The sequence below is a fragment of the Halomonas sp. TH-94 genome (assembly GCF_057473365.1).
This window is the reverse complement of record NZ_JBYCKL010000010.1, coordinates 18,154-43,355: the sequence shown is the minus strand read 5'-3', so window position 1 is coordinate 43,355 and position 25,202 is coordinate 18,154. Positions and strand designations below refer to the sequence as shown.

Genomic DNA, 25,202 nt, shown 5'->3' with positions numbered 1-25,202 from the left:
ACATAAGATTCAGCTGACCGGAGTGCCTCATGACGTCATCCAATCCGCATCTGAGCGATGTCGCCAGCAAGACCGGATACCGCGCCCGCCTGCCCGATGACAACGGCATCATCGATTGGCCGGAGCAGGACAATGCCACCTGGCAGACCCTGATGCAGCGCCAGCTCGGCATGCTCGAAGGGCGTGTATGCCAGGAGTACCTCGACGGCCTGGAGCGCCTCGCCCTACCCGAAGACAGAGTTCCCCAGCTCGCCGACATCGACCGTGTGCTCCAGGCCAGTACCGGCTGGCAGACCGCGCAAGTCCCCGCGCTCATTCCCTTCAATACGTTCTTCGAGCTGCTGGCCAATCGTCGCTTCCCGGTGGCCACCTTCATCCGTACTCCGGAAGAGCTCGACTATCTGAAAGAGCCGGACATCTTCCACGAGATCTTCGGCCACTGCCCCATGCTCACCAATCCCTCCTTTGCCGAGTTCACCGCCACTTACGGACGTCTCGGTCTCGAAGCGGAGCCCAAGGAGCGGGTCTACCTGGCACGTCTCTACTGGATGACGGTGGAATTCGGGTTGGTGGATACCCCCGCCGGAAGACGCATCTACGGCGGGGGAATCATCTCCTCGCCCAAGGAGACCCTGCATTCGCTGTCGGACGCGCCCCAGCACCTGCCGTTCGATCCCATCGAGGCGCTGCGCACCCCATACCGCATCGATATCCTGCAGCCGCTCTACTATGTGCTGGACGACCTGTCGACCCTGCACGAGCTATCCCAGCAGGACATCATGGGCATGGTGCACAAGGCCATGCAGCTAGGGTTGCACGAGCCTCGCTTCGAACCGGCGCCGACGTCAGCCAAAGCCAAGGCTTGAACACAACGAGCGACATCGCACGACACCAATAAAACCTGACGAGGAGTGAACATGAGCCAACTTTCCGAACAGCAGTGCGAAGCGTGCAGTTGGGACGCCCCCCATGTCAGCGAGGAGGAGATCGAAACCCTCAAGCGCGACATACCGGAGTGGAGCATAGAAGTGCGCGACGGCATCAAGCAGCTCGAGCGCGTATTCAAGTTTCGCAATTTCAAGCAGGCCCTGGCCTTCACCAACCGTGTGGGCGAAATTGCCGAGGAAGCGGGCCACCATCCTGCCCTGCTGACCGAATGGGGCAAGGTCACCGTGACCTGGTGGTCCCATGAGATGAAAGGCCTGCACAAGAACGACTTCATTCTCGCCGCACGCACCGATCAGGTCGCCGAGCAGAACTGAGCGCTACTGTTCCGGCACCACCCCTCACCCGATGCCACCAGGCATCGGGTGAGTTCGTTCTGACACGTTCATGGGGCAATGGCTGCCACGTTCTATCGTTTTTTTCTTACGTAGCAAATAGCGTTAAGACTCTCTCGCTGAGACGCGAACCTCGATTAGGTTAAATGCGTCACCGTTACGGTGCCGTTACGCAAACTTTCGAGAGATAAAATCATGAAAAGGATCATTCAAGGCGCCCTGCTGGCGCTGATGCTCAGCTTCGCTACATTGGCCGCGGCTCAGGAAGTCGCCCCCATCAATGTCAATACCGCCGATGTCGAACTGCTTACCGAGCTGCCGGGTATCGGGCCGAGCCGTGCGCAGGCGATCGTCGAAGATCGTGAAGCCAACGGCAATTTCGAAAGCGCCGATGACCTCACGAGGGTCAGTGGGATCGGGGCGGCGACCGTGGAAAAATTCCGCGATCAGATCGAATTCTGAGAAAACGCAGCGAGGCCGGCAACATGCCGGCCTCGCTGTCATTCGTGACCGACGTCGTTACAGGCGAAGGCCGCCGTCACATTCGATCACGCGTCCAGTGAAGTAGTCGTTCTCGAAAATGAACGCCACGCTCTGGGCAATGTGATCCGGGTCGCCGAGGCGCCTGAGCGGCACGCCCGCGGTCAGCTTCTCCAACATCTCCTCACGCATCGAGGCCGTCATGTCGGTTTCGATGAAGCCCGGCGCCACCGCCCCCACGCGAATGCCGTAGCGCGCCAGCTCCTTGGCCCAGGTAGTGGTCAGCGACACCACAGCGGCCTTGGCCGCCGCGTAGTTGCTCTGCCCCATGTTGCCGGCTCGGGAAATGCTGGAGATATTGACGATCACCCCATCGTGACCCGCCTCGATCATCTGGCAGGCGGCTTCACGCCCGCACAGGAACACACCGGTAAGATTGACGTCGATGACGGACTGCCACTGCTCCAGTGACATGGTCTTCTCGACCTTGCCGTCCTTGGCCTTGACCAGCAGTGCATCCCGCAGGATACCGGCGTTGTTGACCAGGCCGGCAACCGGGCCGAGTTGGGCCGCGATATCACCGAAGGCACGCTTCACCGACGCTTCGTCGGCCACGTTTACCTTGAACGCGCCGGCCTTGATGCCTTCCGCATGCAGGGCGGATACGGCCTTGTCCAGCGCCTCGGCGTCCATGTCCAACAGTGCCAGGATGGCGCCTTGACGCCCCATGCGACGGGCCATCGATAGGCCAAGGCCGCGGGCTCCACCAGTAATGGCTATGACGGTCTTGTCCAGTTTCATTCGCTGTCCCTTGTCAGGATATTGGTATACGGCTCTCGCCCTACTTCTTTATTCGGCATTTGAGCGAGGCGACTTGAGGCCGAAATGGAAAATTGTGCATTGCAGCATAAAAGATGTCGGCCACTCCTGGCAACTGGCGTCTGCGCTTGAAATTTCCCGCCACGCCCCCATGATGCGCATAACGCTACCCTCGGAGCCGACATGCCGATACTGCTTTTCTTTTCGATCTTCACCCTTCTGGACTTCGTCGTTCTGTTCTCCATAGGCAGTCAAATCGGCCTCCTGCCCACCCTCGGGCTGGTTCTGGCCACCGGGTTCACCGGTCTCTATCTGATCCGGCAGCAGGGTATCGCCACGCTGATCCGAGCTCGTGAGCGCATGGCCCAGGGGGAGCTCCCTTCCAGCGAATTGCTGACCGGTGCCGCCCTGATCTTCGGCGGGGCCCTGATGCTCGCCCCCGGTTTTCTTTCCGATGCGTTGGGCCTGCTGTGCGTGCTGCCGGGCGCCCGGCGTCTGCTCGCCCGGCTGCTGGCACTACTCAACCTGCGCTGGCTGGTGGCTCGCCGCGACACCTCGAGCGATACGGCGTCCGGAAGCGAGTGGCAGAGTCACGGCGGCAAACCGCACGCAGACCCGGCTCAGGAGCAGCAGGAGGGGGACCACGCCCGGCCCCTGGAGGGCGATTTCATCAGCCGCGACGAACCCCGACGTTAAGGGGGTCTGGCGTGGCGACCAAGCGTGAAATTTTTTTACTGCAAGCCCTTGAAAGGAATTCGCTCGGCCCCATTTCTCGGTCAGCACAAGGCTACGGCGCCGAGCGACGCTCGGTGCCTTTGACAAGGAAGGCGTAGTCGCCTCCCCTTCCAGGCTACTGGAAGTGAAAGATGAACCGCCATGCCGAGCATGGCACCACAGACCATCAGGAGAACGTGAGCAATGAACATCCGTCCCTTGCACGATCGCGTCGTCATCCGTCGCGTTGAAGAAGAGCAAAAAACCGCTGGCGGCATCGTGCTTCCGGGCAACGCCCAGGAAAAGCCGACTCGTGGCGAAGTGCTCGCCGTCGGTAACGGCCGGATTCTCGACAACGGTGATGTTCGCCCGCTGGACGTCAAGGTCGGCGACACCGTGATTTTCAAGGATGGCTTTGGTGTCGAGAAGCAGAAGATCGATGGCCAGGAAGTCCTGATCATGAGCGAGTCCGACATTCTCGCCGTGGTCGAAGGCTGAGCCGACGAATCCTACTCCGTTCCATAAGACGTTCACGAACTCACAGGAAGTAACGAAAAATGGCAGCGAAACAAGTCAAATTTTCCGATGACGCCCGTAAGCGCATGGCCCGTGGCGTTGACGTTCTGGCCAACGCCGTCAAGGCCACCCTGGGCCCGAAGGGTCGTAACGTAGTGCTGGAGAAGTCCTTCGGCGCACCGACCGTGACCAAGGACGGCGTCTCCGTCGCCAAGGAAATCGAACTGAAGGACAAGTTCGAAAACATGGGCGCCCAGATGGTCAAGGAAGTCGCCTCCAAGACTTCCGACGTCGCCGGTGACGGCACCACCACCGCTACCGTGCTGGCTCAGTCCATCGTCACCGAGGGCATGAAGGGCGTAACCGCCGGCATGAACCCGATGGACCTGAAGCGCGGCATCGACCAGGCCGTCATCGCTGCGGTCAAGGAAATTCAGGCTCTGGCCGTGCCCTGCACCGACTCCAAGGCCATCGCCCAGGTCGGCACCATCTCCGCCAACGGCGACAAGCGCATCGGTGAGATCATCGCCGAAGCGATGGAGAAGGTCGGCAAGGAAGGCGTCATCACCGTCGACGAAGGTCGTGGTTTCGAGGACGAGCTGGAAGTCGTCGAGGGCATGCAGTTCGACCGCGGCTACCTCTCGCCCTACTTCGTGACCAACCAGGACACCATGGCGGTCGAGCTGGAAGACCCCTACCTGCTGCTGGTCGACAAGAAGATCTCCAACATCCGCGAACTGCTGCCGGTGCTGGAAGCCGTGGCCAAGTCCGGCAAGCCGCTGGCGATCATCGCCGAGGACATCGAAGGCGAGGCCCTGGCCACCCTGGTGGTCAACAACATGCGCGGTATCGTCAAGGTGGCGGCTGCCAAGGCCCCCGGCTTCGGCGACCGTCGCAAGGCCATGCTGCAGGATATCGCCATCCTGACCAACGGCACCGTGATCTCCGAGGAAGTGGGTCTGACGCTTGAGCAGGCCAACCTGGATCACCTGGGCAGCGCCAAGCGCATCACCATGTCCAAGGAGAACACCACCATCATCGACGGCGCCGGCAACGAGGGCGACATCGAAGCCCGCGTCAACCAGATCCGCGCGCAGATCGAAGAGACCTCTTCTGACTACGATCGCGAGAAGCTGCAGGAGCGCGTCGCCAAGCTGGCCGGCGGTGTTGCCGTCATCCGCGTCGGTGCTGCCACTGAAGTGGAAATGAAGGAGAAGAAGGCGCGCGTCGAAGACGCCCTGCACTCCACTCGCGCTGCGGTCGAGGAAGGTGTCGTACCTGGCGGCGGTACCGCGCTGGTTCGTGTGCTGACCAAGATCAAGGACCTCAAGGGCGAGAACGAGGACCAGACCCACGGTATCGCCATCGCGCTGCGCGCCATGGAGTCTCCGCTGCGCCAGATCGTCACCAACGCCGGTCAGGAAGCGTCCGTGATCTGCAACCAGGTGAAGGCAGGCGAAGGCAACTTCGGCTACAACGCCCAGACCGGCGAGTTCGGCGACCTGTTCGAGATGGGCGTTCTGGACCCGGCCAAGGTGACCCGTACTGCCCTGCAGTCCGCCGGTTCCGTGGCTGGTCTGATGATCACCACCGAGTGCATGATCGCCGACGATCCGGAAGAGAAGGACGGCGGTCCGGACATGGGCGGCATGGGTGGTATGGGTGGCATGGGCGGCATGATGTAAGCAGCCCTACCCCTGAGGCCTAACGGCCTGCAAGACCAAGCAAGCCCCGCCAAGTGCGGGGCTTGCTTCGTTGGAATGGTATGCCGTACCTGTAACTCTATTTCGTAACTCTATTTCGTAACTCTATTTCGTAACTCTATTTCAAAAACGTTACCATGTAGTCAAAACCGATGGCCCTCGAGGCAACGCGGTTCGGCTGAATGAGATGAGACGAGCATGGTAGACGTATTGGACAGACTGGCAGAGGCAGTTGCCGAAGATGAAGGCCTGGAAACCTTGGTCAGTGCGCTACTCGAGCTACTCGAAGTCGTCACCGGGCTGGAATCCACCTACCTGACCAGCATCGACGCTGAACGCGGCGTGCAAACGGTCCTTTTCGCCCGCAACAGCAAGGATCTCGACATTCCCGAGGGCTTCACCGTTCCCTGGGGGGACACGCTGTGTAAACGGGCATTGGATGAAAAGAAACCCTACACCGATGACGTCGAAGCCTGCTGGGGAGATTCCCGAGCGGCGAAAGGCCTCGGTCTCAAGACCTATATCAGTGAGCCGGTATGCATCGGCGAAGGTGCCCTCTACGGCACGCTGTGCGGAGCGAGCAAGCACAAGAAACCCGTTCCCCCCAAGGCGCGTCGCCTGCTGACCATGTTCAGTCTCCTGATTGCCCGCCAGCTCGAAAGGGACAGACTGCTCGAAAGACTCAAACATGAGCACATGGCCTTCAAGGAGTACGCCCTGACCGACCCGTTGACGGGCATCCCGAATCGCCGCGCAATGGAAGCCGAGTTGAAGCGGGCTCTGGCCAACGCCGAGCGAATGGGTAGCGCCGTACACCTGGCCTTCATCGATCTGGACGATTTCAAACAGATAAATGACCGACACGGGCACGACGCCGGTGATCGCTTCCTCATCGAAATCGCCAAGACACTCAAAGCCGGCATTCGCGAAGGCGACGTCGTCGCTCGTATAGGCGGCGATGAATTCGTCGTCTTCGGGAATGCCGGGGGTCTGGATTACGCTGCCGGCCGAAGCGTCATTGCCCAACGTCTTGCCAGTCTGACGTGCGGCGTCTTCGACCTGGGCCTGATACAGCTGGATTATCCCGGCGCCAGCGTAGGCGTTGCCACCTCACATCCAGGCGAAAGAGACGCTGAAGCCCTGCTGTCCCGAGCGGACGAGGCCATGTACCAGACCAAGCAGGCGAGGCGAGGAGCGCAGCCGAAGCAACCCGCCCCTGATTCGGATTGAAGCGTTTTACGTTAACATGCCTCATTCCAATATCTGCCAAGCGCCACCCATGCTCGCCAACATCCGTATCGTGCTCGTCCAGACCTTCCACCCGGGCAACATCGGTGCCTCGGCGCGGGCCATGAAGACCATGGGCCTGACCGAGCTCGTGCTGGTCAATCCCCGCTGTTTTCCCGACGCCGAGGCGTCTCGCCTGGCGGCAGGCGCCGAAGACGTGGTCGACGGCGCCCGTGTGGTCGCCTCCCTGGAAGAGGCGGTGGCCGACTGCGTACAGGTGGTGGGGGCCAGTGCTCGGCTGCGCAGCCTTCCTCTGCCCCATTACGACGAGCCCGAGTCAATGGCTCGCGAACTGGTCGCAAGCGCGGCCAGCGATCCGGTAGCCCTGGTATTCGGACGCGAACGCTATGGCCTGACCAATGACGAGATCCGCCTCTGTAGCCACCAGGTCAGCATTCCTGCCAATCCCGAGTACGGCATCCTCAATCTTTCCCAGGCGGTGCAGGTGCTCGCCTATGAAGTGTTCAAGGCCTGGCGTCAGCGGCCTGAAAGCGACCATGTGCAGATACGCCCCGCCGAGGAACGGCAGCCGACTCGTGAGCAGATGGGGCACTTCAATGAACATCTGGGTCGCGTCATGCAGGCCAGCGGCTTTCTGACTCAGCCCCACGCGCGCACCGAGGCTCAGCTCCAGGCCCTGTTCGCAAGGGCACAGCCCACTCGCAAGGAGCTTTCGCTGCTGCGTGGCCTGCTGCGTTCCTTGGAAGAAATGGCCAACGACGACTAGGCTTGTTAAGCCAACGTCACACAATCGTCATTGCGTCGTTACGGCACTGTCATCGCCACCGTGTGATAAAGGGCATGACCTCAAGAGGAGGTCTGACAAAGGATACTGTCGAAGTCACGACACGGATGCGTGCATGGAAGCGTAACGGGAGCGGCATTGCACATGCCCAGGGAGACATGCGCCACGTGGCCTAGCGTCCGTGGCGCTCTTTATTGCTTCGTGCCGGTATCGCTGGCTTTCGTCCCGGGCGATCTCTCGCTGGGGCTTGCCAGGTCCCAACCCGGCACTTCCGAGCGAATGCACCGTGAAAAATCCGGCGCGCGATGGGCTTGTCGAGCCTTCTCGTCGATCCTGCCTTTGTCTTCCAGTTCGGGCAGCGACAGCCCCGGCCACAACCCGCCCACCTTGAAGGCATAGCCCGGCAAACGGTCGGTGACCAGCAGACGATAATCGAACGGCAGGCGCGCGCCGATACCCCGGGCCATGTCGAAGATCAGCGTCGAGCAGTTGGCCGTGACCGTGTTGTAGAAGCGCGGCGACTCGGCCAGGGCGTTGGCCTCGTCCACATAGGCCAATAGCAGCGAGCGCATGGCCTTACGCGACATTCTCAGACGAAACAGCGAAACCCGCTCGCCCCGGACCTCGGCGCGCAGACCGACTGCATCGCGCTCCTCGGTGGCCACGATGGCGAGCTCGTATTGACGGAAAAATCCGCCGATCTCGGAAAAACGCTCGCCCTTCAGGCGTCGCACCTCCACCGAGAAGAGCACGAAACGCTCGCCCTCGAAGCCGAACGAAATCATCACGTGGGCAACTCCGGGACGGCCCCAACTGGAAACGATCATGTCGGCCGAGTCGAGCCGGTCGAGATCGTAACTACGCTCATTCCAGTGCTCATCCGCCTCGTCGCGGGTGCGCCAGTCGAAATCGCGCACATGGTGCAGGGTCAGCCGGTTACCCTGCACCTCGCCGGTCGCCAGATACGCAACATCCCCTGACCAGGGGCGGTCATGGGTCGGCTGCAGCCGAAACCACCAGGTCAGTAGTGCTGCCATCATCAGCACCAGCAAGCCGGTGGCCAGCCAGTGCCCCTGTACGCCAAGCAGCACCAACGCGAGTGCGGCCAGGCTCCAGCATGCTATCGCCAAGCGCCGCTGGGTAAGCGTACCGGGCAGGCGAAACCAGAGCGCAGCGGCCCCCCATACCGCTGCCATTACCAGCACGGCATGGATGATGAGAACTACCAATACTTGAAACATCTCAATCTACTTTGTCCGAGAAGGGCCATCTTAGCAGCCTACCCAAGGCCATGCCCGCCTCTCGATGAGTGGAGACAGCGCCGGACAGAATCAGGCCGGAGTCAACCAGGTGTCGTATTGCGCCAGACGTCCATCCAGCTCGCCTCGCGTGACCTGCCGATAGAGCCGCTGTAGCTGCGCCGTCACGCTGGCTCCGGCAATGGGCTGCCCCGGCAGAGGGGCCCCGGCCCTGGCACCGATATGCCGCCCGTCGAGTTCCCGCAGCGGCAATATCTCGGCAGCGGTACCGGTAACGAAAGCCTCGTCGGCGGTATACAGCTCGTCACGGGTGATGCGACGCTCGCGCACCTCGAGGCCCAGCATCTCGCGTGCCAGGTGAATCACACTGTCGCGGGTAATGCCCTGAAGGCAGGAAGTCACTTCCGGGGTATGCAGGACGCCGTCGCGCAGCAAAAAGACATTCGCCGCCGAGGCCTCGGCCACGTAGCCTTCGGGGTCGAGCATGATGGTCTCGTCGAAGCCCGCCTTGACGGCGGTGTTGAGCGCCAGCATGGAGTTGACGTAATGGCCGTTGGTCTTGGCCCGACACAGGCTGATGTTGACGTGGTGGCGAGCCCAGGAAGAGGTCAATGCGCGCAGTCCCAGTGACGCGGCCTCGGCGGAGATGTAGTCGCCCAGGTCCCAGGCGGCGATCATCACGTGAACCGATAGCCCCTTGGCGCGCAGCCCGAGCCCTTCCGCACCGAAGAAGACGGTGGGCTTGAGGTAGGCATTGCTCAGATCGTTCTTCACCACGCACTGCCGCTGGGCTTCGATCAGCGCCTGCTCGTCGAAGACAACCGGCACATCCAGGGCGTGGGCGCTGTCGAGCAGCCGACGGGTGTGCTCGCCGACCCTGAACAGATTGGTGCCCTGCGGGCCCTCATAAGCCCGTACACCCTCGAAGCAGCCCATGCCGTAATGCAGTGTATGGGTCAGCAGGTGAGTCTTGGCGTCGCGCCAGGGCAGCCAGTCGCCGTCCAGCCACAGCCAGCCATCTCGGTCATGGAGCGGTGTCATGTCGTCCTCTCGGGTTCACGTCAGTGCGGTTCAAGCAGGGGCGGTCAAAGCGGCGCAGCGCGCTGCCATCCTTCCCGGCAACTGTCGATAAGGGCCCGCTGGTAGGGCTGCAGCGACTGATAGGCCCAGGCGGCAATTTCGTCGTTCTGCGGGTCGGGCACCGAGATGCGACTGCCAGAGAGAGACTGAATCACCGCGTGGCCACACAGCGGTACATAGCCCTCCGAATAGCCGCCCTCATGAATCATCACCAGCTTGCCCTCGCTGATGCGCTCGGCCAGCGCCTTGAGCTGTTTCGTCATGGCAGCGAAGGCGGAACTGTTGAGCATCATCTTCCCCAGCGGGTCCTTGGCGCAGGCGTCGTAGCCGCAGGCCACCACGATCAAGTCAGGGGCAAAACCACCGATGGCGGGAAGTACCAGCTCCTGCATGGCATAGCGATAGGCGCCTATGCCGCTGCCAGGTGGCAGCGGCAGGTTGAGGTTGGCACCGTAGCCCGCCCCCTTGCCCAGCTCTTCGAAATCACCGGTATCCAGCGGATAGTGACCGGCCTGATGAATCGACACGGTGAGCACATCGGGGTCGTCGTAGAACGCCGACTGCTGCCCGTTGCCATGGTGCACGTCCCAGTCGAGGATGGCCACGCGGCGTACCTGCCCCAGGGCGCGAGCACGCATCACCGCCACCGGGATATTGCCCAGCAGGCAGAAACCTCGGCCGCGGTCGGCTTCGGCATGGTGCCCTGGGGGACGGCACAGGGCATAGGCATTGGGCACTTCACCGGTGGCCACCGCCTCTATTGCGGCAATTGCCAACCCCGCGGACTGGCGAGCCGCCATCAGACTGCCCTGCGTGTAGGGGGCGCATTCGCCCGCATCCCCACCGCGGGTCAAGTCGCCGGCTTCGAGTTCGTCCAGGTAGTTTCCGGTATGAAAGCGCGCCAGATCCTCACGGCTGGCCGGGGGTGCCTTGCGCACGTCGAGCTCATCGATAAGCCCCGACACCTCGAGCAGATTCTTCAACCGGCGCTTGCTTTCGGGACTTTCCGACGCAGCTTGAGGTTGCAGATATTCGTTAGGCGCGGAGAACACGCCGATAGCGCCAGGGTCGTGCCAGAAACAGCGCTCGTGCCAAAAAAAGCCGGTTCTTCCCCCATCGCTCATGCCTGACCCTCCAGTTGCTCCCAAACCTCGATGGCAGCTGCCAGGTCCTCGAGCGATGCACCTACCGACTTGAACAGCGTGATCGAATCGGCACTGCTGCGCCCCAGCTTCTCGCCTTTCAGCAGTTCCGCCAGGTCAGCGGCGATGTCATCGAAGGAGAAAACACCTTCAGCGACGGCCTGGTGGATATCCCCCGCCTCCCCCTGGGCCCCGGCATAGGTATCGACGAATACCTGAGCCCGACGCAGGCACTCGGCGTCGGTTTCACGCATGCTGGGGCGAAACGCCCCGATCAGGTCGAGATGGGTGCCGGGCGTCAGCCACTCGCCCCGAATCAGCGGCTGGGTGGAAAGCGTCACGCAACTGATCACATCGGCCTCGCCTGCGGCAACGGCAAGATCTTCTACCGCCTCGCAGTCGAAGCGATCGGCGTATTCGGCAGCCACCTGACGCGCCTTCTCGGGATTGCGCCCCCACACGCGGACCCGCTCGATGGGCCGCACTGCGGCATGGGCCTCGATCACCATGGGCGCCAGCTTGCCGGTGCCTACTACCAGCAGCGAGCGAGCATCCTCTCTAGCCAGCTCTCGGGCAGCCAGTGCAGATGCCGCCGCGGTACGTCGACGGGTCAACTCGCTACCGTCGAGACACGCCAGCGGGCGCCCGTGGGCGCCCTCACTGAGGAAATAGACGCCGGCAATGGCCGGCAACCCGTGGTCGGCATTCTGAGGAAACACATTGACCATCTTCACGCCGATGTAACCCGCTCGCTCCCATGCCGGCATCAGCAGCATGGTGGCCTCACCATCCGGGCGATGCATGGCGTGGTGGTGTCGCGGCGGCGACTCCACGCCTTCGCGGAAGGTCAGTGCCAAGCGCTCGACCAGAGCCGGCCAGGGCAGCGCGGCAGCGACTTCATCGGCAGTGACGATGCGCATCTCAGGCCCCCGGCAGTGCCGCGATCACCATGATCTCGACCTTCCACTCGGGCTTGGCCAGCTTGGCTTCCAAGGCGGCACGTACCGGAGGGCGACCCGGCACTACCCAGGCCTCCCAGGCGGCATTCATCTGGTCGAACTCGGCCATGTCGGTGACCCACACCTGAGCCGAAATGAGGTGCTCCTTGGACGTGCCGGCCAGCGCCAACAGCTCGTCGATGCGCGCCAGCACCTGCTCGGTCTGACCGCGCATGTCGGCGGTAGCGTCGCCGGGTACCTGGCCCGCCAGGTAGACGGTGCCATTGTGAACGGCCACCTGGCTCATACGGGCATTGCTTTCATGATATTGCACGGACATAAGGCTCTCTCTTTAACGTAAAGGGAAATACAGCAGCCGATCATGGCACGTCGGCGCAGCGACGTCAGCCGCCCATGAAGGCAGACATGAACGCAGCGAGGTTGTTGCCCAGGTGCTCGGTGGGATACCCCCCTTCCTGAACCAGCACGATGGGCAAACCCAGCCGACCCAACCGACGGCCAACCGCGGCAAAGTCCTCTGTTTCCAGCGTCATTCCCGCCAAGGGGTCGTCGCGATGGGCATCCAACCCCAGCGCAATGACCACCGCCTCGGGGCGGAAGGTGTTCATACGTGAGATGAGGGTTTCCAACGCCTCGAGGAAGACGGCACCGTCGCTGCCCAGTGGCAGCGGAAGGTTGACGTTGGCCCCCAGGCCCTCGCCCATGCCCTCCTCATTGGCGCCTCCCCAGAAGAAGGGGTAGAAGTCGGCCGGGTCCACGTGCAACGAACCGGTCCAGACATCGCCACGATAATAGAAGATATCCTGCGTGCCGTTGCCGTGATGCAGGTCGACATCGAGAATCGCCACCCGGGAGAAATGCTCACGCAGCACCGTTGCCGCCAGCGCCGAGTTGTTGAGGAAACAAAAGCCGCCGGCCCGATCGGGGCCGGCATGGTGGCCGGGTGGCCGACACAGCGCATAGGTGGTGCCGTGGCCGCCAATCAGCGCCTCGGCGGCCGCCTGGGCCGTTGCCGCACTGGCCAACACGCCGTGGAAACTGTCGGCGCCGATGGGGCAAGCCATGTCGTGCAGGTGCCAACCCGCCTGCCCCACCGGATGACGCGGGTAGTGATGCCCGCCCCCGCACGGGTGAACATTGGGCATGACCAGTTCGGATGCACCGGGCAGCTCGCGCCAGCGGGCGTGGATGGTCTCGAGGAAGCTCAGGTAGCGCGGCGTATGGATCTGGGCCAGCCGACTGCGCAGCCGCGGACTGTCGACATCATCCGGCTCTCGCAGTGTAAGCCCCGTCGCCGCCACGCCCTTGGCCAACAGCTCAGCACGCACAGGTCCCTCGGGGGACGCTGTCGGTTTACCTCGCAGCAGGAAAGACCCAGGTGCGTGCCGCTCTTGATCGGGGTGGTAGAAAAGCTTCATCTCGGTTCCTTAAGCGAAGCGTCGTTTGTTGTCTCTTCTACACTACCCTGCCGAGCGGCATCGGAAAACCGTCCTGTTACATCAGCAGCGTCCTTTCTTGGCCTGCCCCGGCGGACAGAATCGACCGCCGTGGTGTCCGCTGCGCCCGTCGTCGATGATGACGAGCGGCTCTGATTTGATGCGCGCCGGCTGGTAGCTACACCCAGCCACAAGCAGAGCGGTAAGAACGAGCAGGAAAGGAAACATCAGGCGCCGTGACATGGTGTATCTCCAGGTTGTCGAACAGTGTTCATAGTAGCGAAGTTCAACGCCGTTACACATGTGGCACGGCGGCTACAATCGGGTCGCCATACGGCGACATTGCCACTCTGCCGATAAAGGGCGATAGTGCATGCTCGTTAGCCTGCAAACTGGAATAGCCACATGGACGCCCTTCGTCGCCACTCTCTGCTGTTGATCGTGCTTGGCAGTCTGGTCATCTCGCTGGCGATGGGTCTGCGCCATGGTTTCGGCCTGTTCATGGCGCCGATGAGCAGCGATCTTGGCTGGGGGCGCGAAGTATTCGCCTTCGCCCTGGCGCTACAGAACCTGATCTGGGGATTCGCGCAACCGTTCACCGGCGCACTGGCGGATCGTTATGGTGCCGCCCGGGTGGTCACGGTAGGCGGCGCCCTCTATGCCCTCGGCCTGCTGTTCATGGGGCTTTCGGAATCGGCGCTGGGCATGTCCCTGTCGGCCGGGCTGCTGATCGGCCTGGGGCTTTCCGGCACCACCTTCTCGGTGATCCTGGGTGCGGTGGGCCGCGCCGTAGCTCCTGAGAAGCGCAGCATGGCCATGGGCATCGTCAGTGCGGCGGGCTCGTTCGGCCAGTTCGCCATGCTGCCGGGCACCCTGGGCCTGCTCGGCTGGCTTGGCTGGTCGGCCGCCCTGCTGGCCATGGGTGCGCTGGCGGCCATGATGGTGCCGCTCGGCGCCATGCTGAAGGATCGCCCTTCCGCTCGCCTTGCCACCGACCTCTCGCTCCGAGGGGCGCTCGACGAAGCTGCCGCGCACCGCGGCTTCTGGCTACTGTGCCTGGGCTTCTTTGTATGCGGCTTCCAGGTAGTGTTCATCGGCGTGCACTTGCCCGGCTATCTGTTCGACAACGGCCTGGCGCTGCACGTCGGCAGCACGGTGCTGGCACTGGTGGGGCTGTTCAACATCTTCGGTACCTACGCCGCCGGCTGGCTGGGCGGAATCTACTCCAAGCCGCGCCTGCTCAGCTGGCTCTACCTGACCCGCGGCGCAGTCATTGCCGCCTTCGTGTTCATGCCGCTGAGCCCGGCCAGCGCCTACCTGTTCGGCATCGCCATCGGCCTGCTGTGGCTCTCCACCGTGCCACTGACCAACGGCATCGTGGCCGCGGTGTTCGGCGTACGCCATCTCTCCATGCTCGGCGGCATCGTCTTTCTCTTCCACCAGGTCGGCTCGTTCACCGGTGTGTGGCTGGGCGGCATGCTCTACGACCTGCATGGCGACTATGATGTGGTATGGAAGCTCGCGATTCTGCTCTCGGTGGTCGCTGCGCTGCTGCACTGGTTCATCAGTGAAGCACCGGTGGAGCGCACCGTCACCCAGGAGGCCAAGGCATGACCTACCGCCTGCCGCTCTTTCGACTTGCCCTGCTGGGCGCCATGACCGGCGTACTGGCCCTGGTGTGGTGGGGATGGCAAACCGCCGATGCGTCGCTGCTGCTGCTCGGCGTGCGGCTGTGCTGAACCAGCCAATCCCCCTTCCCCACCCGCCTCACGCTTCGCTCGTCGCCTGAGACAGCGCCCAGGCGGTATCGCTGGTGAAGTCGATCTCGTTGATGTTATCGGCCAGGAAGTCGAGCAATGCCCGCACGGCGGGCAGCACGCCCCGCCGCGAGGGGAAGACCGCATGCAGCACGCCACCTCTCGGCTCCCAGCCGGGTATCACGTCGACGAGACGTCCCGCCTTCAAGTCGTCGCCGGCGACAAGCAAAGCCAACTTGACCACTCCCAGCCCGGCCAATGCGGCCTGATGCAGCGTCTCGGCGTTGTCGGTGACCAGCCGCGGATGATGTCGAATCTGCGCCGTCGCCCCCTCGGGGCCGTCCAGCACCCAGTCGTGCTGCCTGCCCACCTGATCGAAGTCGAGGCTGGGCAACCCGGCCAGATCGCCCGGCGCTTGCGGCCTCGGCCATGCTTCAGACAAGGCGGGGGCGGCCACTAGGCGCTGAGGGCTGCGCGACAGCACCTTCATCGACAGATCGCTGTCCTCGAGCGGCGGAAAACGCACGCGGATGGCCATGTCGAAACCTTCCCTTATCACGTCCACCCTGCGGCTGGTGGCCTCCACCTGCACCTCCACGTCGGGACACTGGGCCATGAAGCGCACCAGCAGCGGGGTGATCAGATAGTGCAGCAGGCTTGGCGGACAGCTCAGCCGCACCGTACCCCGCGGTAGCGCCAGGTTACGCTGAATCAGCTCCTCGGCGGCCTCCGCCTCCACCAGCATCGCCGCGCAGTGCCGGTAATAAGCCTGACCCAGCTCGGTGACCGAGAGATGGCGCGTGGAGCGATGAATCAACCGGGCACCCAGCCGCTCCTCGAGTTGCGTGATGCGCCGGCTCAGCTTCGATTTGGGAATGCCGAGGGCGCGCCCGGCCGGAGCAAAGCCACCATGGTCCACCACCTGGACGAAGTAGTAGAGGTCGTTGAGGTCCTGCATATCGTTCCGCCCTTGTTGTCCTATTAATGGAACGCTGAGTGCGAATTATACCCTCTACTGCCCCTTCCGTTCTCCTCATAAGCTTCCTGTATCGGGCAAAGGCCCAATCCATGCAGGAGCCAGACCATGAAGAAGATCCAAGGCATCTATGGCGCCCCTCGCGGCCACTGGGTCGGCGACGGCTTCCCCGTACGCTCGCCGTTCAGCTATGACAGCCACGGCGCCGATCACCTGAGCCCCTTCCTGCTGCTCGACCATGCCGGCCCGCATGACTTCCCGCCGGCAAGCCGGCCGCGCGGCGTCGGCGCTCACCCGCACCGTGGCTTCGAGACCGTGACGCTGGTCTACAAGGGCGAACTGGAGCATCGCGACTCCACCGGCAGCGGCGGTCGCATCGGCGAGGGTGACGTGCAGTGGATGACCGCCGGAGCCGGCATCGTTCACGAGGAGTTTCACTCCAGCGACTTCACCGCGCAGGGCGGCACCCTGGAAATGGTGCAGCTGTGGGTCAACCTGCCGGCCGAGCACAAGTCGGCCCCCGCGGCCTACCAGACCCTGCTCGACGCCGACATTCCACGCGTCGCGCTGCCTGACCGCGCCGGCGAGCTGCGGGTGGTCGCCGGCAAGTACCGCGGCCATGAAGGGCCGGCTCATACCTTCACCCCGATCGAGGTGTGGGATCTGCGGTTGGCGGCAGGCGGCGAAACGAGCCTGCAAGTTGCCGAGGGGCACACCACGCTGCTGGTGGTGCTCGAAGGGACGGTACAGGTCAACGGCGACGCCGTGGTGCGTGACGGCGGCCTGGTGTGCTTCGAGCGCCAGGGCGACGAGATACGGCTTGAAGCCAACAACGGCGCCAAGCTGCTGCTGCTCGCTGGAGCCCCCTTGGGCGAGCCGGTGGTGGGGTACGGCCCCTTCGTGATGAACAGCGAAGCCGAGATACATCAAGCCTTCGCTGATTTCCAGGCCGGCAAGTTCGGTCGCCTGGAGGGTTAGCGGCACCGCCGCGCCCAACCGCGCCCGGCTCCCTGACCGGGCGCTCCACTCACCCCTGGAGGAAAGACCCATGTCCTTTACCTACAACCGACTCGACAAGGACGATGTGGCCCTGCTGATGGTCGATCATCAGTCCGGTCTGCTCTCGCTGGTGCGCGACTTCAGCCCAGACGATTTCAAGAACAACGTGCTGGCTCTGGCCGACATAGCCAAGTTCTTCGAGATCCCCACCATCCTCACCACCAGCTTCGAGGACGGCCCCAACGGGCCAATGGTGCCGGAACTGAAGGAGATGTTCCCCGACGCGCCCTACTTTGCCCGCCCCGGGCAGATCAACGCCTGGGACAACGAAGAGTTCGTGGCGGCGATCAAGGCCACCGGCAAGAAGCAGCTGCTGATCGCCGGCGTGGTGACCGAGGTATGCGTGGCCTTCCCGGTACTCTCGGCCCTGGAAGAAGGCTATGAGGTATTCGTCGTCACCGACGCTTCCGGCACCTTCAACCAGACCACCCGGGACGCCGCATGGGACCGCATGTCCCAAGCCGGTGCTCAGCTGATGACCTGGTTCGGAGTGGGTTGCGAACTGCACCGCGACTGGCGCAACGATATCGAGGGCTTCGGCGGCCTGCTGGCCGGCCACCTGCCCACCTACGCCAACCTGATCCAGAGCTACACCGCCCAGAAGCGCTGATGGACCGGGCCCGGCACCTGCCGGGCCCAACCCCATTCACCACGCACTTCGGCCTGCCCAGGAGGCGTCATGTCCACTCACCAACTCAACCCCACCGCCCACTGCGACGGGGTGACCATCCAGATCCACCACCGCGTGCGGCCCGGGGCCGCGGATCGCTACGAGACCTGGCTGCGCCAGATCATCGAGGCCGCCGGACGCTTCCCCGGGCATCAAGGGGTGCATATCCTGCGTCCTCCCGAAGGTCATCACGACTACGAGATCGCCGTGCGCTTCGCCAGCGACGACGACGCCCGACGCTGGCGGGAGTCGGCCGAACGCCGTGAACTCATGGCGACCATACAGGGAGACCTGCAACAGGCCGAGCGGGTGGAGATCGTCAGCGGCATTGACTACTGGTTCACCCCACCCACCCCAGCCAGCAGGCAGCCAACGCGCTGGAAGCAGTGGCTGGTGACCACCTCGGTGATCTGGCCGCTGACCATCATCGTACCGCTGCTGTGGCAACCGCTGTTCGGCCTGCTGCCGCTACTCGACACCTGGGGGATTCGTCATGGGCTGATCGCCGCCACCATCGTCGCGCTGGTGGTCTACGTCGTCATGCCCCGGGTGGTGAAACTGGTAGCGCCCTGGCTGTTCCGTTGAGTCATGAGCATCCTCTCTCAGGCAGGGCGAACGGCCAAAGCCTATGCTGAAACGACCACGGCCTACTCTGTCCTCCTAGTCCTCCGGGAAAACGACAATGAGCAATCTCGTCAACGAAGCCGACCTCTCCTCCTCCCTGGATTGCCCCATCGTCGACGGCAAACGCCAGGTGCAGCATGTCGCACCGCGTACCGCCGACGTGGGCGGCATCCCCGTCAACCGCGTGCTGCCTTCGCGCCATAGGCGCCTGATCGGTGCCTGGTGCTTCCTCGATCATGCCGGCCCGGCGGTTTTCAAGGGCGACTCACGCGGCCTTCGCGTCGGCCCCCACCCGCACATCGGCCTGCAGACCTTCACCTGGATGATCGAGGGCGAAGTGCTGCATCGTGACAGTCTGGGCAACCGACAGGTGATTCGTCCCGGCCAGGTCAACCTGATGACGGCGGGACGCGGTATCAGCCACACCGAAGAGTCGGTGCCCGGTGAGTCACACCTGCATGCCGCCCAGCTCTGGATCGCTCTGCCCGAAGCCCATCGCCGCACCGACCCGCGCTTCGACCACTACCCGACGCTGCCGCAGTGGCGCGAAGGCGACGTCGAGATGACCCTGCTCACAGGGGAATTCGCCGGCCATCGCGCACCGACGCTGGCCTTTTCGCCGCTGATGGGTCTGGATCTGGCGGCCTCGTCGAGCGGCGCGCTGGAACTGCCGCTACGTGAGGAGTTCGAGTACGGCCTGCTGCCGCTGGAAGGCGAACTCGCGATAGAAGGCGAACGCTTCGCCACCAACGAGATGGCTTACCTTGGGCGCGGGCGCCGCGACGTCACCATCGAACTGCCGTCAGGCGGACGTGCGATCCTGGTGGGTGGCGAACCGCTGGGTGAGGAGATCCTGATCTGGTGGAACTTCGTCGGTCACAGCAAGGCCGAGATCATCGAGGCCCAGCGTGACTGGGAAGCCGGCAGCGAGCGCTTCGGCAGCATTCCCCAGTTCGATGGCAAACGCCTGGAGCCGCCGCCTCTGCCATGGCAGGCTTGAAGACGGCTTCCCCTCCCCCGCCATCTGAAGAGAGACACTCATCCATGACCACCCATACGCCACCGCGCATTCTGGTCTTCGCCGGCAGCGCCAGAGAGAACTCCTTCAACAAGCGCCTGGCCCGCCTGGCGGCCGAGCGAGTCGAGCATGTCGGCGGCCAGGCCACCTTCATCGACCTGCGCGACTACCCGCTACCGCTCTATGACGGCGACCTGGAAAGTCGCGAAGGCCTACCCGCGAATGTGCGCAGCTTTCAGGCGCTGCTCGCCAAGCATCAGGGGCTGCTGCTTGCCTCTCCGGAGTACAACGGCTTCATCACCCCGCTGATGAAGAACACGCTCGACTGGATATCTCGTCCGGACGGAGAGAACAGCGGTCTGGCCCTGTTCGCCGAGCGGGTGGCAGCGGTGGTATCCGCCTCGCCGGGGGCATTCGGCGGGATGCGCAGTCTCGCCCTGCTCCGACAACTGCTGAGCAATCTCGGTGTGACCGTGCTGCCCAATCCGCTGGCGATTCCCCGAGCCGCGCAGGCTTTCAGCGAAGCCGGCGAGCTGGCGGACGAGAGCCAGCGGGAGCGTCTCGACGCCCTCTGTGAGCGCCTGGTGACCACGCTGGGCAAGCTGCACGCGACCGCCCCCACCGAGGGCCGGTGATCGGCAAGCGCTCAGGTTATCAATACCACCGACAAAAAAGCGCCCATGCCGATCGGCATGGGCGCTCTGCTTTCGGTCGTCCGGCACCCGTGCTGCGACGGGTGCGATCGCCTAGATGTAGAACTTGCTCAACTTGCGCGGCGGCCGCTTGCTCTTCGGCTTCTTGGTACGCAGCGGGACATCCCAGATGGTCAGGAAACGCTCAGTGACGGGGGCTGCTGCGGTCTTTTCGACGCTCAGATCGCGGCGGCTTGGCAGCGGCAAATCCCAGATAGTGGGGAAACGCATGGTGGTCATAGGCTTGTTACGACTCCGGGAGTCGCCTCCGAATGAATTTGTGGAATCATTTTTCATATTATCTCTTTTGTTAGACTTTAGTTCAAGCCAACTTCGCGATTGACTCTCGATTCGGGAGGCAAGCACTCACTTAGCCGCTATACTGCAACGCAACATGAATGACTCAGGAGTTGGCATGGCCAAGGAAGAACGCAAGCACATCGATCTCGCCCTGCAGGGCGGCGGTTCACACGGCGCACTGACCTGGGGTGTACTCGACAGGCTGTTGGAAGAGGAGCGCCTGGAGATCGACGGCGTCAGCGGCACCAGCGCCGGCGCCATGAATGCCGTGGTGCTGGCCGACGGCCTGCACCGTGGTGGGCGTGAGGGCGCCCGCGAGGCGCTCCACAATTTCTGGCGCGGCGTCAGCGAAGCAGCACGCTTCTCGCCCATCCAGCCGACACCGTGGGACCAGCTGATGGGCAATAGCAGCCTGGACAACTCGCCCACTTACCTGATGTTCGAAAGCCTCACCCAGCTCATCGCCCCGGCCAAGCTCAACCCGATGAAGCTCAATCCGCTGCGTGATCTGGTATGCAAGCTGGTGGATTTCGAACGGGTCAATGCCTGCCGCAAGGCCAAGGTGTACGTCACCGCCACCAACGTTCGCACCGGGCGCGCCAAGGTCTTCAGCCAGCCCGAGATCACCGTGGACACCGTCATGGCCTCGGCCTGTCTACCGTTCATGTTCCCGGCGGTGGAAATCGACGGCGAAGCCTACTGGGACGGCGGCTACAGCGGCAACCCGGCGCTGTTCCCGCTGGTGGATGACATGGATTGTCAGGACCTGGTGGTGATTCAGGTAAACCCGCTGATACGCCAGACACTGCCGGACAGCGCCCGGGACATCATCAACCGCATCAACGAGATCACTTTCAATACCAGCCTGATCAAGGAACTGCGCAGCATTCAGCTGCTGCAACAGCTGATCGATGCCGAGGGACTGGAAGTGGAGCGCTACCGCTCCATGCGCCTGCACCTGATTCATGCCGAGAAGGAAGTGGAGCAGTTGAGTGCCTCGAGCAAACTCAACGCCCAGTGGGACTTCGTCTCCCGCCTTTACCGCCAGGGCCGCGGCTGGGCCGACCTGTGGTTGAAGGAGAACTTCGACTCGCTGGGCAAGTGCTCGACCTTCGACCTCAACGCCGTGTTCAGCGATACCTTCCGTCCGCTTGCGCGCCCCACCGACACGGCCGAGGCCCCCGCTGCGGCGAAAGCCAAGCCCCCGGCCGACAAGACCGCCGCTCCGGCACAAGCCAAGCCCCCGGCCGACAAGACCGCCGCTCCGGCGAAAGCCAAGCCTCCGGCCGACAAGACCCCCGCTCCGGCACAAGCCAAGCCCCCGGTCGACAAGGCCCCCGCTCCGGCGAAAGACGATACCCAGCCTGACAAGACCGCCGCTCCGGCGAAAGCCAAGCCCTCGGCCGACAAGACCGCCGCTTCGGCAAAAGACGACACCCAGCCTGACAAGGCCGTCGCTCCGGCAAAAGCCAAGGCGTCGAATGACAAGGAGAAAGGACAGGGAGGCAAGGCATGACCGGCATTGTCGCCATTGTCATAGCACTCCTTCTATTGATGTACCTGGCCTACCGCGGCTTGAGCCTGTTGATTCTCGCCCCGGCGCTGGCCGCCCTGGTGGCGCTGGTCTCGGTGGATACGCCGCTGCTGGCCAGCTATACCCAGGTCTTCATGGGTTCGGCGGGCGGCTTCATCGTCAGCTACTTTCCGCTGTTCCTGCTCGGGGCGATCTTCGGCAAGCTGATGGAGGACTCGGGCAGCGCCGAGGTACTGGCAGGCGCTATCGTCGAGCGCCTGGGCGAAAGCCGGGCCATCCTCGCCGTGGTGCTCTCCTGCGCGGTAATGACCTACGGCGGTGTGTCGCTCTTCGTGGTGGCCTTCGCGGTGTTTCCCATCGCTGCCGCGCTGTTTCGCAAAGCCGACCTGCCCAAGCGGCTCATTCCCGGCACCATCGCGCTGGGGGCCTTCACCTTCACCATGACCGCCCTGCCCGGCACACCGGCGATCCAGAACGCCATCCCAATGCCCTTCTTCGGCACCTCGCCCTTCGCCGCGCCGGGGCTAGGCATCATGACAGGGCTGGTCATGCTCGGCCTGGGCCAGGGGTGGCTGACCTATCGCGCCAGACAGGCCCGGGCGGCTGGCGAAGGTTATGGCGAACACGCCGGCGAACCGGTACCGCACGACCACCTGCGTGAGCGTGCTGCCGGCGAAGGCTTCGACCTGGCCGAAGTCGAACCGCAGCCGCGCAGCGGGCTGCCTTCGTTACCGCTGGCGCTGGCGCCCATCGTGCTGGTCATCGCCCTGAACCTGCTGTTCACCGCGGTGATCATCCCGGCCATGGATACCGGCTACCTGTCGGACCCGGTCTATGGCGCCACCAGCATCGAGTCGGTGCGCGGCGTATGGTCGGTCATCGCCGCCCTGGTGCTCTCCATTCTGGTACTGATCGCATTGAACTGGCCGCGCCTGCAGCACCTGACCGCCTCGCTGGACAGCGGTGCCAACGCCTCGCTGCTGCCCATTTTCAACACCGCGAGCCTGGTCGGCTTCGGCTCGGTGATCGCTTCGCTTGCCGCGTTCGATGCCATCAGCGCCTGGGTGACCACCGCCGGTGGCGACAACCCGCTGATCTCACTGGCCATTGCGGTGAACCTGCTGGCAGGCATGACCGGCTCCGCCTCCGGCGGCATGAGCATAGCGCTGGCGACACTAGGCGACACCTACCTGGCCATGGGCCAGGCGGCGGGCATCTCACCGGAGCTGCTGCACCGGGTCACCGCGGTGGCCACCGGCGGGCTCGACGCCCTTCCCCACAACGGCGCGGTGATCACCCTGCTCTCCATCTGCGGGCTGACGCATCGCCAGGCCTATCTGGATATCGCCGCCGTGGCGGTGATCGGGCCGATCATCTCGCTGATCGTACTCATCATGGTGGGATCGCTGGTGGGCACGTTCTGAGGAGGTCAGGCGCCTCGCCTCAGGCGGGGCGCACCGGTGGCTCTCGCTTACTGCGCCGGACCATCGCACCGCTACCGATCAGCATGCCCAGAGTTATCACGCAGGTCGCCAGCGCCAACAGCAACGTGGCCTCGGCATAGCCTGCAGCAATCAGAACTAAGGTGGAGAGTAGCGGCGTGACGTAGGCCAGCAGTCCCAGCAGGTGCAAGTCGCCGTGCTTCACGCCGATGTCCCAGGTGAAGAAAGCGATGCCCACCGGCCCCAGCCCCAGACCGATCACACCCAGCCATTGAATGCCTTGCGGCCAACGCGTCGATTCGAACAGCCCATGGCAGGCGAAAGCCAATAGCGCCGTAGCCAGGCAGAAGCCGCCCACCGCGGATGTCGGCACAGCCTTTTTGACCCGTGAAAGCACCGAGTAGCCGCTCCACACCAAAGCGCAGGCGAAGGCAGTTCCGTAGCCCAATATGCTGCCGTCTCCCCCTAGGTCACCAGCAATCAGCAGCGCGGCCCCGACGAAGCCCAACATTGCGCCCACCACGTGCCTTAGCAGCAGGCGCTCGCCCGGCAAGAGGCCGGCGAACAATACGATCAAGAGCGGCCACAAATAGCTGATCAGCCCTGCGTTGGCTGGTGGCGCATTCTGCTGGGCAACGAAATAGAGAGCGTGGTAGCCGAATAGTCCACCAACGCCCAGCGCCCAGACCGAAGGCGACAGGCGCAGGGCCGTAACGAACGACTCGCGGCGCCAAAAACACCATGCCACAAAGCACAGAAAAGCGATGCCAAAGGCCAGCCCGGTCAGCAGAAACGGCGGTACCGGTCCCGAGAGCTGTGTCAGGGTGGCGAGCAGCGCCCAATTAAGGATGGTGGTAGCCCCAACGACTGTGGCTCGGCATTGGTTCAGGGCAGGCATGATATGTTCTCGTCAGCGGTGTCGAGGCCGCAGCATGCCTTTCATTGCATTGAGTGGCTTGTCGAATCCTGACGGTTTGTCGAATTTCCACTCGACATTACCCGCCGCCATTCACTGGGTGAAACACCATGGCGGCAACGAAAACTGCGTGAAAAATGAGCGCTGTCTGCAAAGCCGCACGCCTGGGCTACCTCGGTCAGCGAAGCGTTACCGTTCATAAGCAGTTCGCAGGCGCGCGTCATCCGCTGTCGTAACAGCCACTCATGTGGGGGCAAGCCGGTCAACGCGCGGAACTGGCGAGCGAATACGGCCTCGGCCAGATGGCAGCGACGCGCCATTTCGGCAACACGCCAAGGGTGGGCCAGGTCGTCGCGAATAGCGGGCAAGAGATCCAGCAGCTTCAGACGAGGCGGTACTGAGCATCGACCAACGCCTTCGAGCACCAGCTCAAGCCAGTGAGCCACCGCCTGCCCAGCGTTGCCGAGCCTTGCCCCCTGAACCACCAGCGGCTCAGGCAATCGCCGTGCTGGCCGCGGTAACAAAATCTCGAAAGACAGCGTCTCACACCAGGCCTCGGGCAGGTCGAGTACCAGGACACGATTATCGCCCGGCGCCAGGTAGTGATGTATTTCGCCGCTGGCTATCGGCACTAGCATGCCGCGGGTCACGTGGGAGAGTCGCCCGGCCGCCTCGATTTCCAATGCGCCCTCCAGCCCCAGCAGCACCTGGTGGAAGCTATGGCGGTCGCAAAGCACGCGGTCGGGATAGCAGCGCGGCTCGACGCTCGGAAGTTCGCGTGAATCGGACATCAT

General features: G+C 63.4%; 29 protein-coding genes. 17 read left to right on the top strand and 12 right to left on the bottom strand.

Features of this window, described 5'->3' with window-relative positions:
• Positions 1-29 precede the first annotated feature (29 nt).
• The 3 genes from phhA to AC2VNO_RS01560 all read left to right on the top strand — a co-directional run bounded on the left by phhA (position 30) and on the right by AC2VNO_RS01560 (position 1,742).
• Entirely contained in the window at positions 30-866 is an 837-nt protein-coding gene (gene phhA / locus AC2VNO_RS01570) for a phenylalanine 4-monooxygenase (protein ID WP_486932499.1), read from the top strand.
• A 51-nt stretch (positions 867-917) separates the two neighbouring features.
• Positions 918-1,262 (top strand): 4a-hydroxytetrahydrobiopterin dehydratase, encoded by a 345-nt coding sequence (locus tag AC2VNO_RS01565; RefSeq protein ID WP_228579062.1) that lies wholly within the window; start codon positions 918-920, stop codon positions 1,260-1,262.
• A 213-nt stretch (positions 1,263-1,475) separates the two neighbouring features.
• Positions 1,476-1,742 (top strand): ComEA family DNA-binding protein, encoded by a 267-nt coding sequence (locus AC2VNO_RS01560; protein ID WP_228579061.1) that lies wholly within the window; start codon positions 1,476-1,478, stop codon positions 1,740-1,742.
• Between the two features lie 57 nt (positions 1,743-1,799).
• Here the strand turns inward: AC2VNO_RS01560 and AC2VNO_RS01555 are convergent, their stop codons facing one another.
• Positions 1,800-2,561 (bottom strand): SDR family oxidoreductase, encoded by a 762-nt coding sequence (locus tag AC2VNO_RS01555; protein ID WP_228579060.1) that lies wholly within the window; start codon positions 2,559-2,561, stop codon positions 1,800-1,802.
• Between the two features lie 201 nt (positions 2,562-2,762).
• Between AC2VNO_RS01555 and AC2VNO_RS01550 the strand changes: the two genes are divergently transcribed.
• The 5 genes from AC2VNO_RS01550 (at position 2,763) to AC2VNO_RS01530 (ending at position 7,526) form a co-directional block, all read left to right on the top strand.
• A complete protein-coding gene (locus AC2VNO_RS01550) occupies positions 2,763-3,275 on the top strand; it encodes an FxsA family protein (protein ID WP_486932498.1) in 513 nt (170 codons plus the stop codon).
• A gap of 222 nt (positions 3,276-3,497) precedes the next feature.
• Complete coding sequence (locus AC2VNO_RS01545; protein WP_228579058.1) at positions 3,498-3,791, top strand: co-chaperone GroES; 294 nt, start codon at positions 3,498-3,500, stop codon at positions 3,789-3,791.
• 59 nt (positions 3,792-3,850) lie between these two features.
• Positions 3,851-5,494: a chaperonin GroEL gene (gene groL / locus AC2VNO_RS01540; RefSeq protein ID WP_228579057.1), complete on the top strand. Its 1,644-nt coding sequence runs from the start codon at positions 3,851-3,853 to the stop codon at positions 5,492-5,494.
• A gap of 216 nt (positions 5,495-5,710) precedes the next feature.
• Complete coding sequence (locus tag AC2VNO_RS01535; protein ID WP_486932497.1) at positions 5,711-6,742, top strand: sensor domain-containing diguanylate cyclase; 1,032 nt, start codon at positions 5,711-5,713, stop codon at positions 6,740-6,742.
• Positions 6,743-6,791: 49 nt separating this feature from the next.
• On the top strand, positions 6,792-7,526 hold the full coding sequence (locus tag AC2VNO_RS01530; RefSeq protein ID WP_228579055.1) for an RNA methyltransferase: 735 nt from the start codon (positions 6,792-6,794) through the stop codon (positions 7,524-7,526).
• A gap of 209 nt (positions 7,527-7,735) precedes the next feature.
• Here the strand turns inward: AC2VNO_RS01530 and AC2VNO_RS01525 are convergent, their stop codons facing one another.
• From AC2VNO_RS01525 to AC2VNO_RS01495, 7 genes are all read right to left on the bottom strand, one after another.
• On the bottom strand, positions 7,736-8,785 hold the full coding sequence (locus AC2VNO_RS01525; RefSeq protein WP_486932496.1) for an Lnb N-terminal periplasmic domain-containing protein: 1,050 nt from the start codon (positions 8,783-8,785) through the stop codon (positions 7,736-7,738).
• A gap of 90 nt (positions 8,786-8,875) precedes the next feature.
• The gene (locus AC2VNO_RS01520; RefSeq protein WP_486932495.1) at positions 8,876-9,844 is read right to left on the bottom strand and encodes a branched-chain amino acid transaminase; all 969 of its coding nucleotides are present in this window, start codon (positions 9,842-9,844) and stop codon (positions 8,876-8,878) included.
• Positions 9,845-9,888: 44 nt separating this feature from the next.
• Positions 9,889-11,007, bottom strand: coding sequence for a class II histone deacetylase (locus AC2VNO_RS01515; protein ID WP_486932494.1), 1,119 nt, complete (start codon positions 11,005-11,007; stop codon positions 9,889-9,891).
• Positions 11,004-11,945, bottom strand: coding sequence for a bifunctional Delta(1)-pyrroline-2-carboxylate/Delta(1)-piperideine-2-carboxylate reductase (gene lhpI / locus AC2VNO_RS01510; protein ID WP_486932493.1), 942 nt, complete (start codon positions 11,943-11,945; stop codon positions 11,004-11,006). The genes AC2VNO_RS01515 and lhpI overlap by 4 nt, the downstream gene beginning before the upstream one ends.
• A 1-nt stretch (position 11,946) precedes the next feature.
• Positions 11,947-12,303, bottom strand: coding sequence for a RidA family protein (locus AC2VNO_RS01505; RefSeq protein WP_486932492.1), 357 nt, complete (start codon positions 12,301-12,303; stop codon positions 11,947-11,949).
• 64 nt (positions 12,304-12,367) lie between these two features.
• Positions 12,368-13,402 carry a histone deacetylase family protein gene (locus tag AC2VNO_RS01500; RefSeq protein ID WP_228579049.1) on the bottom strand — a complete coding sequence of 345 codons (1,035 nt, stop codon included), beginning with the start codon at positions 13,400-13,402 and terminating at the stop codon, positions 12,368-12,370.
• An 81-nt stretch (positions 13,403-13,483) separates the two neighbouring features.
• Positions 13,484-13,663, bottom strand: coding sequence for a hypothetical protein (locus tag AC2VNO_RS01495; RefSeq protein WP_228579048.1), 180 nt, complete (start codon positions 13,661-13,663; stop codon positions 13,484-13,486).
• A 162-nt stretch (positions 13,664-13,825) separates the two neighbouring features.
• On the opposite strand from AC2VNO_RS01495, the gene AC2VNO_RS01490 reads away from it, so the two are divergent.
• Together AC2VNO_RS01490 and AC2VNO_RS01485 are read left to right on the top strand one after the other, a co-directional pair.
• Positions 13,826-15,034 (top strand): MFS transporter, encoded by a 1,209-nt coding sequence (locus tag AC2VNO_RS01490; RefSeq protein WP_486932491.1) that lies wholly within the window; start codon positions 13,826-13,828, stop codon positions 15,032-15,034.
• The gene (locus AC2VNO_RS01485) at positions 15,031-15,159 is read left to right on the top strand and encodes a hypothetical protein (RefSeq protein WP_486932490.1); all 129 of its coding nucleotides are present in this window, start codon (positions 15,031-15,033) and stop codon (positions 15,157-15,159) included. The genes AC2VNO_RS01490 and AC2VNO_RS01485 overlap by 4 nt, the downstream gene beginning before the upstream one ends.
• A 28-nt stretch (positions 15,160-15,187) precedes the next feature.
• Here AC2VNO_RS01485 and AC2VNO_RS01480 read toward each other — a convergent pair whose 3' ends face one another.
• On the bottom strand, positions 15,188-16,135 hold the full coding sequence (locus tag AC2VNO_RS01480; protein ID WP_486932489.1) for a LysR substrate-binding domain-containing protein: 948 nt from the start codon (positions 16,133-16,135) through the stop codon (positions 15,188-15,190).
• A 126-nt stretch (positions 16,136-16,261) separates the two neighbouring features.
• On the opposite strand from AC2VNO_RS01480, the gene AC2VNO_RS01475 reads away from it, so the two are divergent.
• From AC2VNO_RS01475 to AC2VNO_RS01455, 5 genes are all read left to right on the top strand, one after another.
• A complete protein-coding gene (locus AC2VNO_RS01475; RefSeq protein ID WP_486932488.1) occupies positions 16,262-17,131 on the top strand; it encodes a pirin family protein in 870 nt (289 codons plus the stop codon).
• 70 nt (positions 17,132-17,201) lie between these two features.
• Entirely contained in the window at positions 17,202-17,822 is a 621-nt protein-coding gene (gene ycaC / locus AC2VNO_RS01470) for an isochorismate family cysteine hydrolase YcaC (RefSeq protein ID WP_486932487.1), read from the top strand.
• Between the two features lie 69 nt (positions 17,823-17,891).
• A complete protein-coding gene (locus AC2VNO_RS01465) occupies positions 17,892-18,467 on the top strand; it encodes an antibiotic biosynthesis monooxygenase (protein ID WP_486932486.1) in 576 nt (191 codons plus the stop codon).
• A 97-nt stretch (positions 18,468-18,564) separates the two neighbouring features.
• The gene (locus AC2VNO_RS01460) at positions 18,565-19,506 is read left to right on the top strand and encodes a pirin family protein (RefSeq protein ID WP_486932485.1); all 942 of its coding nucleotides are present in this window, start codon (positions 18,565-18,567) and stop codon (positions 19,504-19,506) included.
• 44 nt (positions 19,507-19,550) lie between these two features.
• A complete protein-coding gene (locus tag AC2VNO_RS01455; protein ID WP_486932484.1) occupies positions 19,551-20,159 on the top strand; it encodes an NADPH-dependent FMN reductase in 609 nt (202 codons plus the stop codon).
• 111 nt (positions 20,160-20,270) lie between these two features.
• Here the strand turns inward: AC2VNO_RS01455 and AC2VNO_RS01450 are convergent, their stop codons facing one another.
• Positions 20,271-20,456, bottom strand: coding sequence for a hypothetical protein (locus AC2VNO_RS01450; RefSeq protein WP_486932483.1), 186 nt, complete (start codon positions 20,454-20,456; stop codon positions 20,271-20,273).
• A gap of 175 nt (positions 20,457-20,631) precedes the next feature.
• Between AC2VNO_RS01450 and AC2VNO_RS01445 the strand changes: the two genes are divergently transcribed.
• The gene (locus AC2VNO_RS01445; RefSeq protein ID WP_486932482.1) at positions 20,632-22,032 is read left to right on the top strand and encodes a patatin-like phospholipase family protein; all 1,401 of its coding nucleotides are present in this window, start codon (positions 20,632-20,634) and stop codon (positions 22,030-22,032) included.
• Positions 22,029-23,474: a GntP family permease gene (locus tag AC2VNO_RS01440; RefSeq protein ID WP_486932481.1), complete on the top strand. Its 1,446-nt coding sequence runs from the start codon at positions 22,029-22,031 to the stop codon at positions 23,472-23,474. The genes AC2VNO_RS01445 and AC2VNO_RS01440 overlap by 4 nt, the downstream gene beginning before the upstream one ends.
• Before the next feature lie 19 nt (positions 23,475-23,493).
• Here the strand turns inward: AC2VNO_RS01440 and yddG are convergent, their stop codons facing one another.
• Complete coding sequence (gene yddG / locus AC2VNO_RS01435; RefSeq protein WP_486932480.1) at positions 23,494-24,390, bottom strand: aromatic amino acid exporter YddG; 897 nt, start codon at positions 24,388-24,390, stop codon at positions 23,494-23,496.
• 41 nt (positions 24,391-24,431) lie between these two features.
• Positions 24,432-25,202 (bottom strand): helix-turn-helix domain-containing protein, encoded by a 771-nt coding sequence (locus AC2VNO_RS01430; protein ID WP_486932479.1) that lies wholly within the window; start codon positions 25,200-25,202, stop codon positions 24,432-24,434.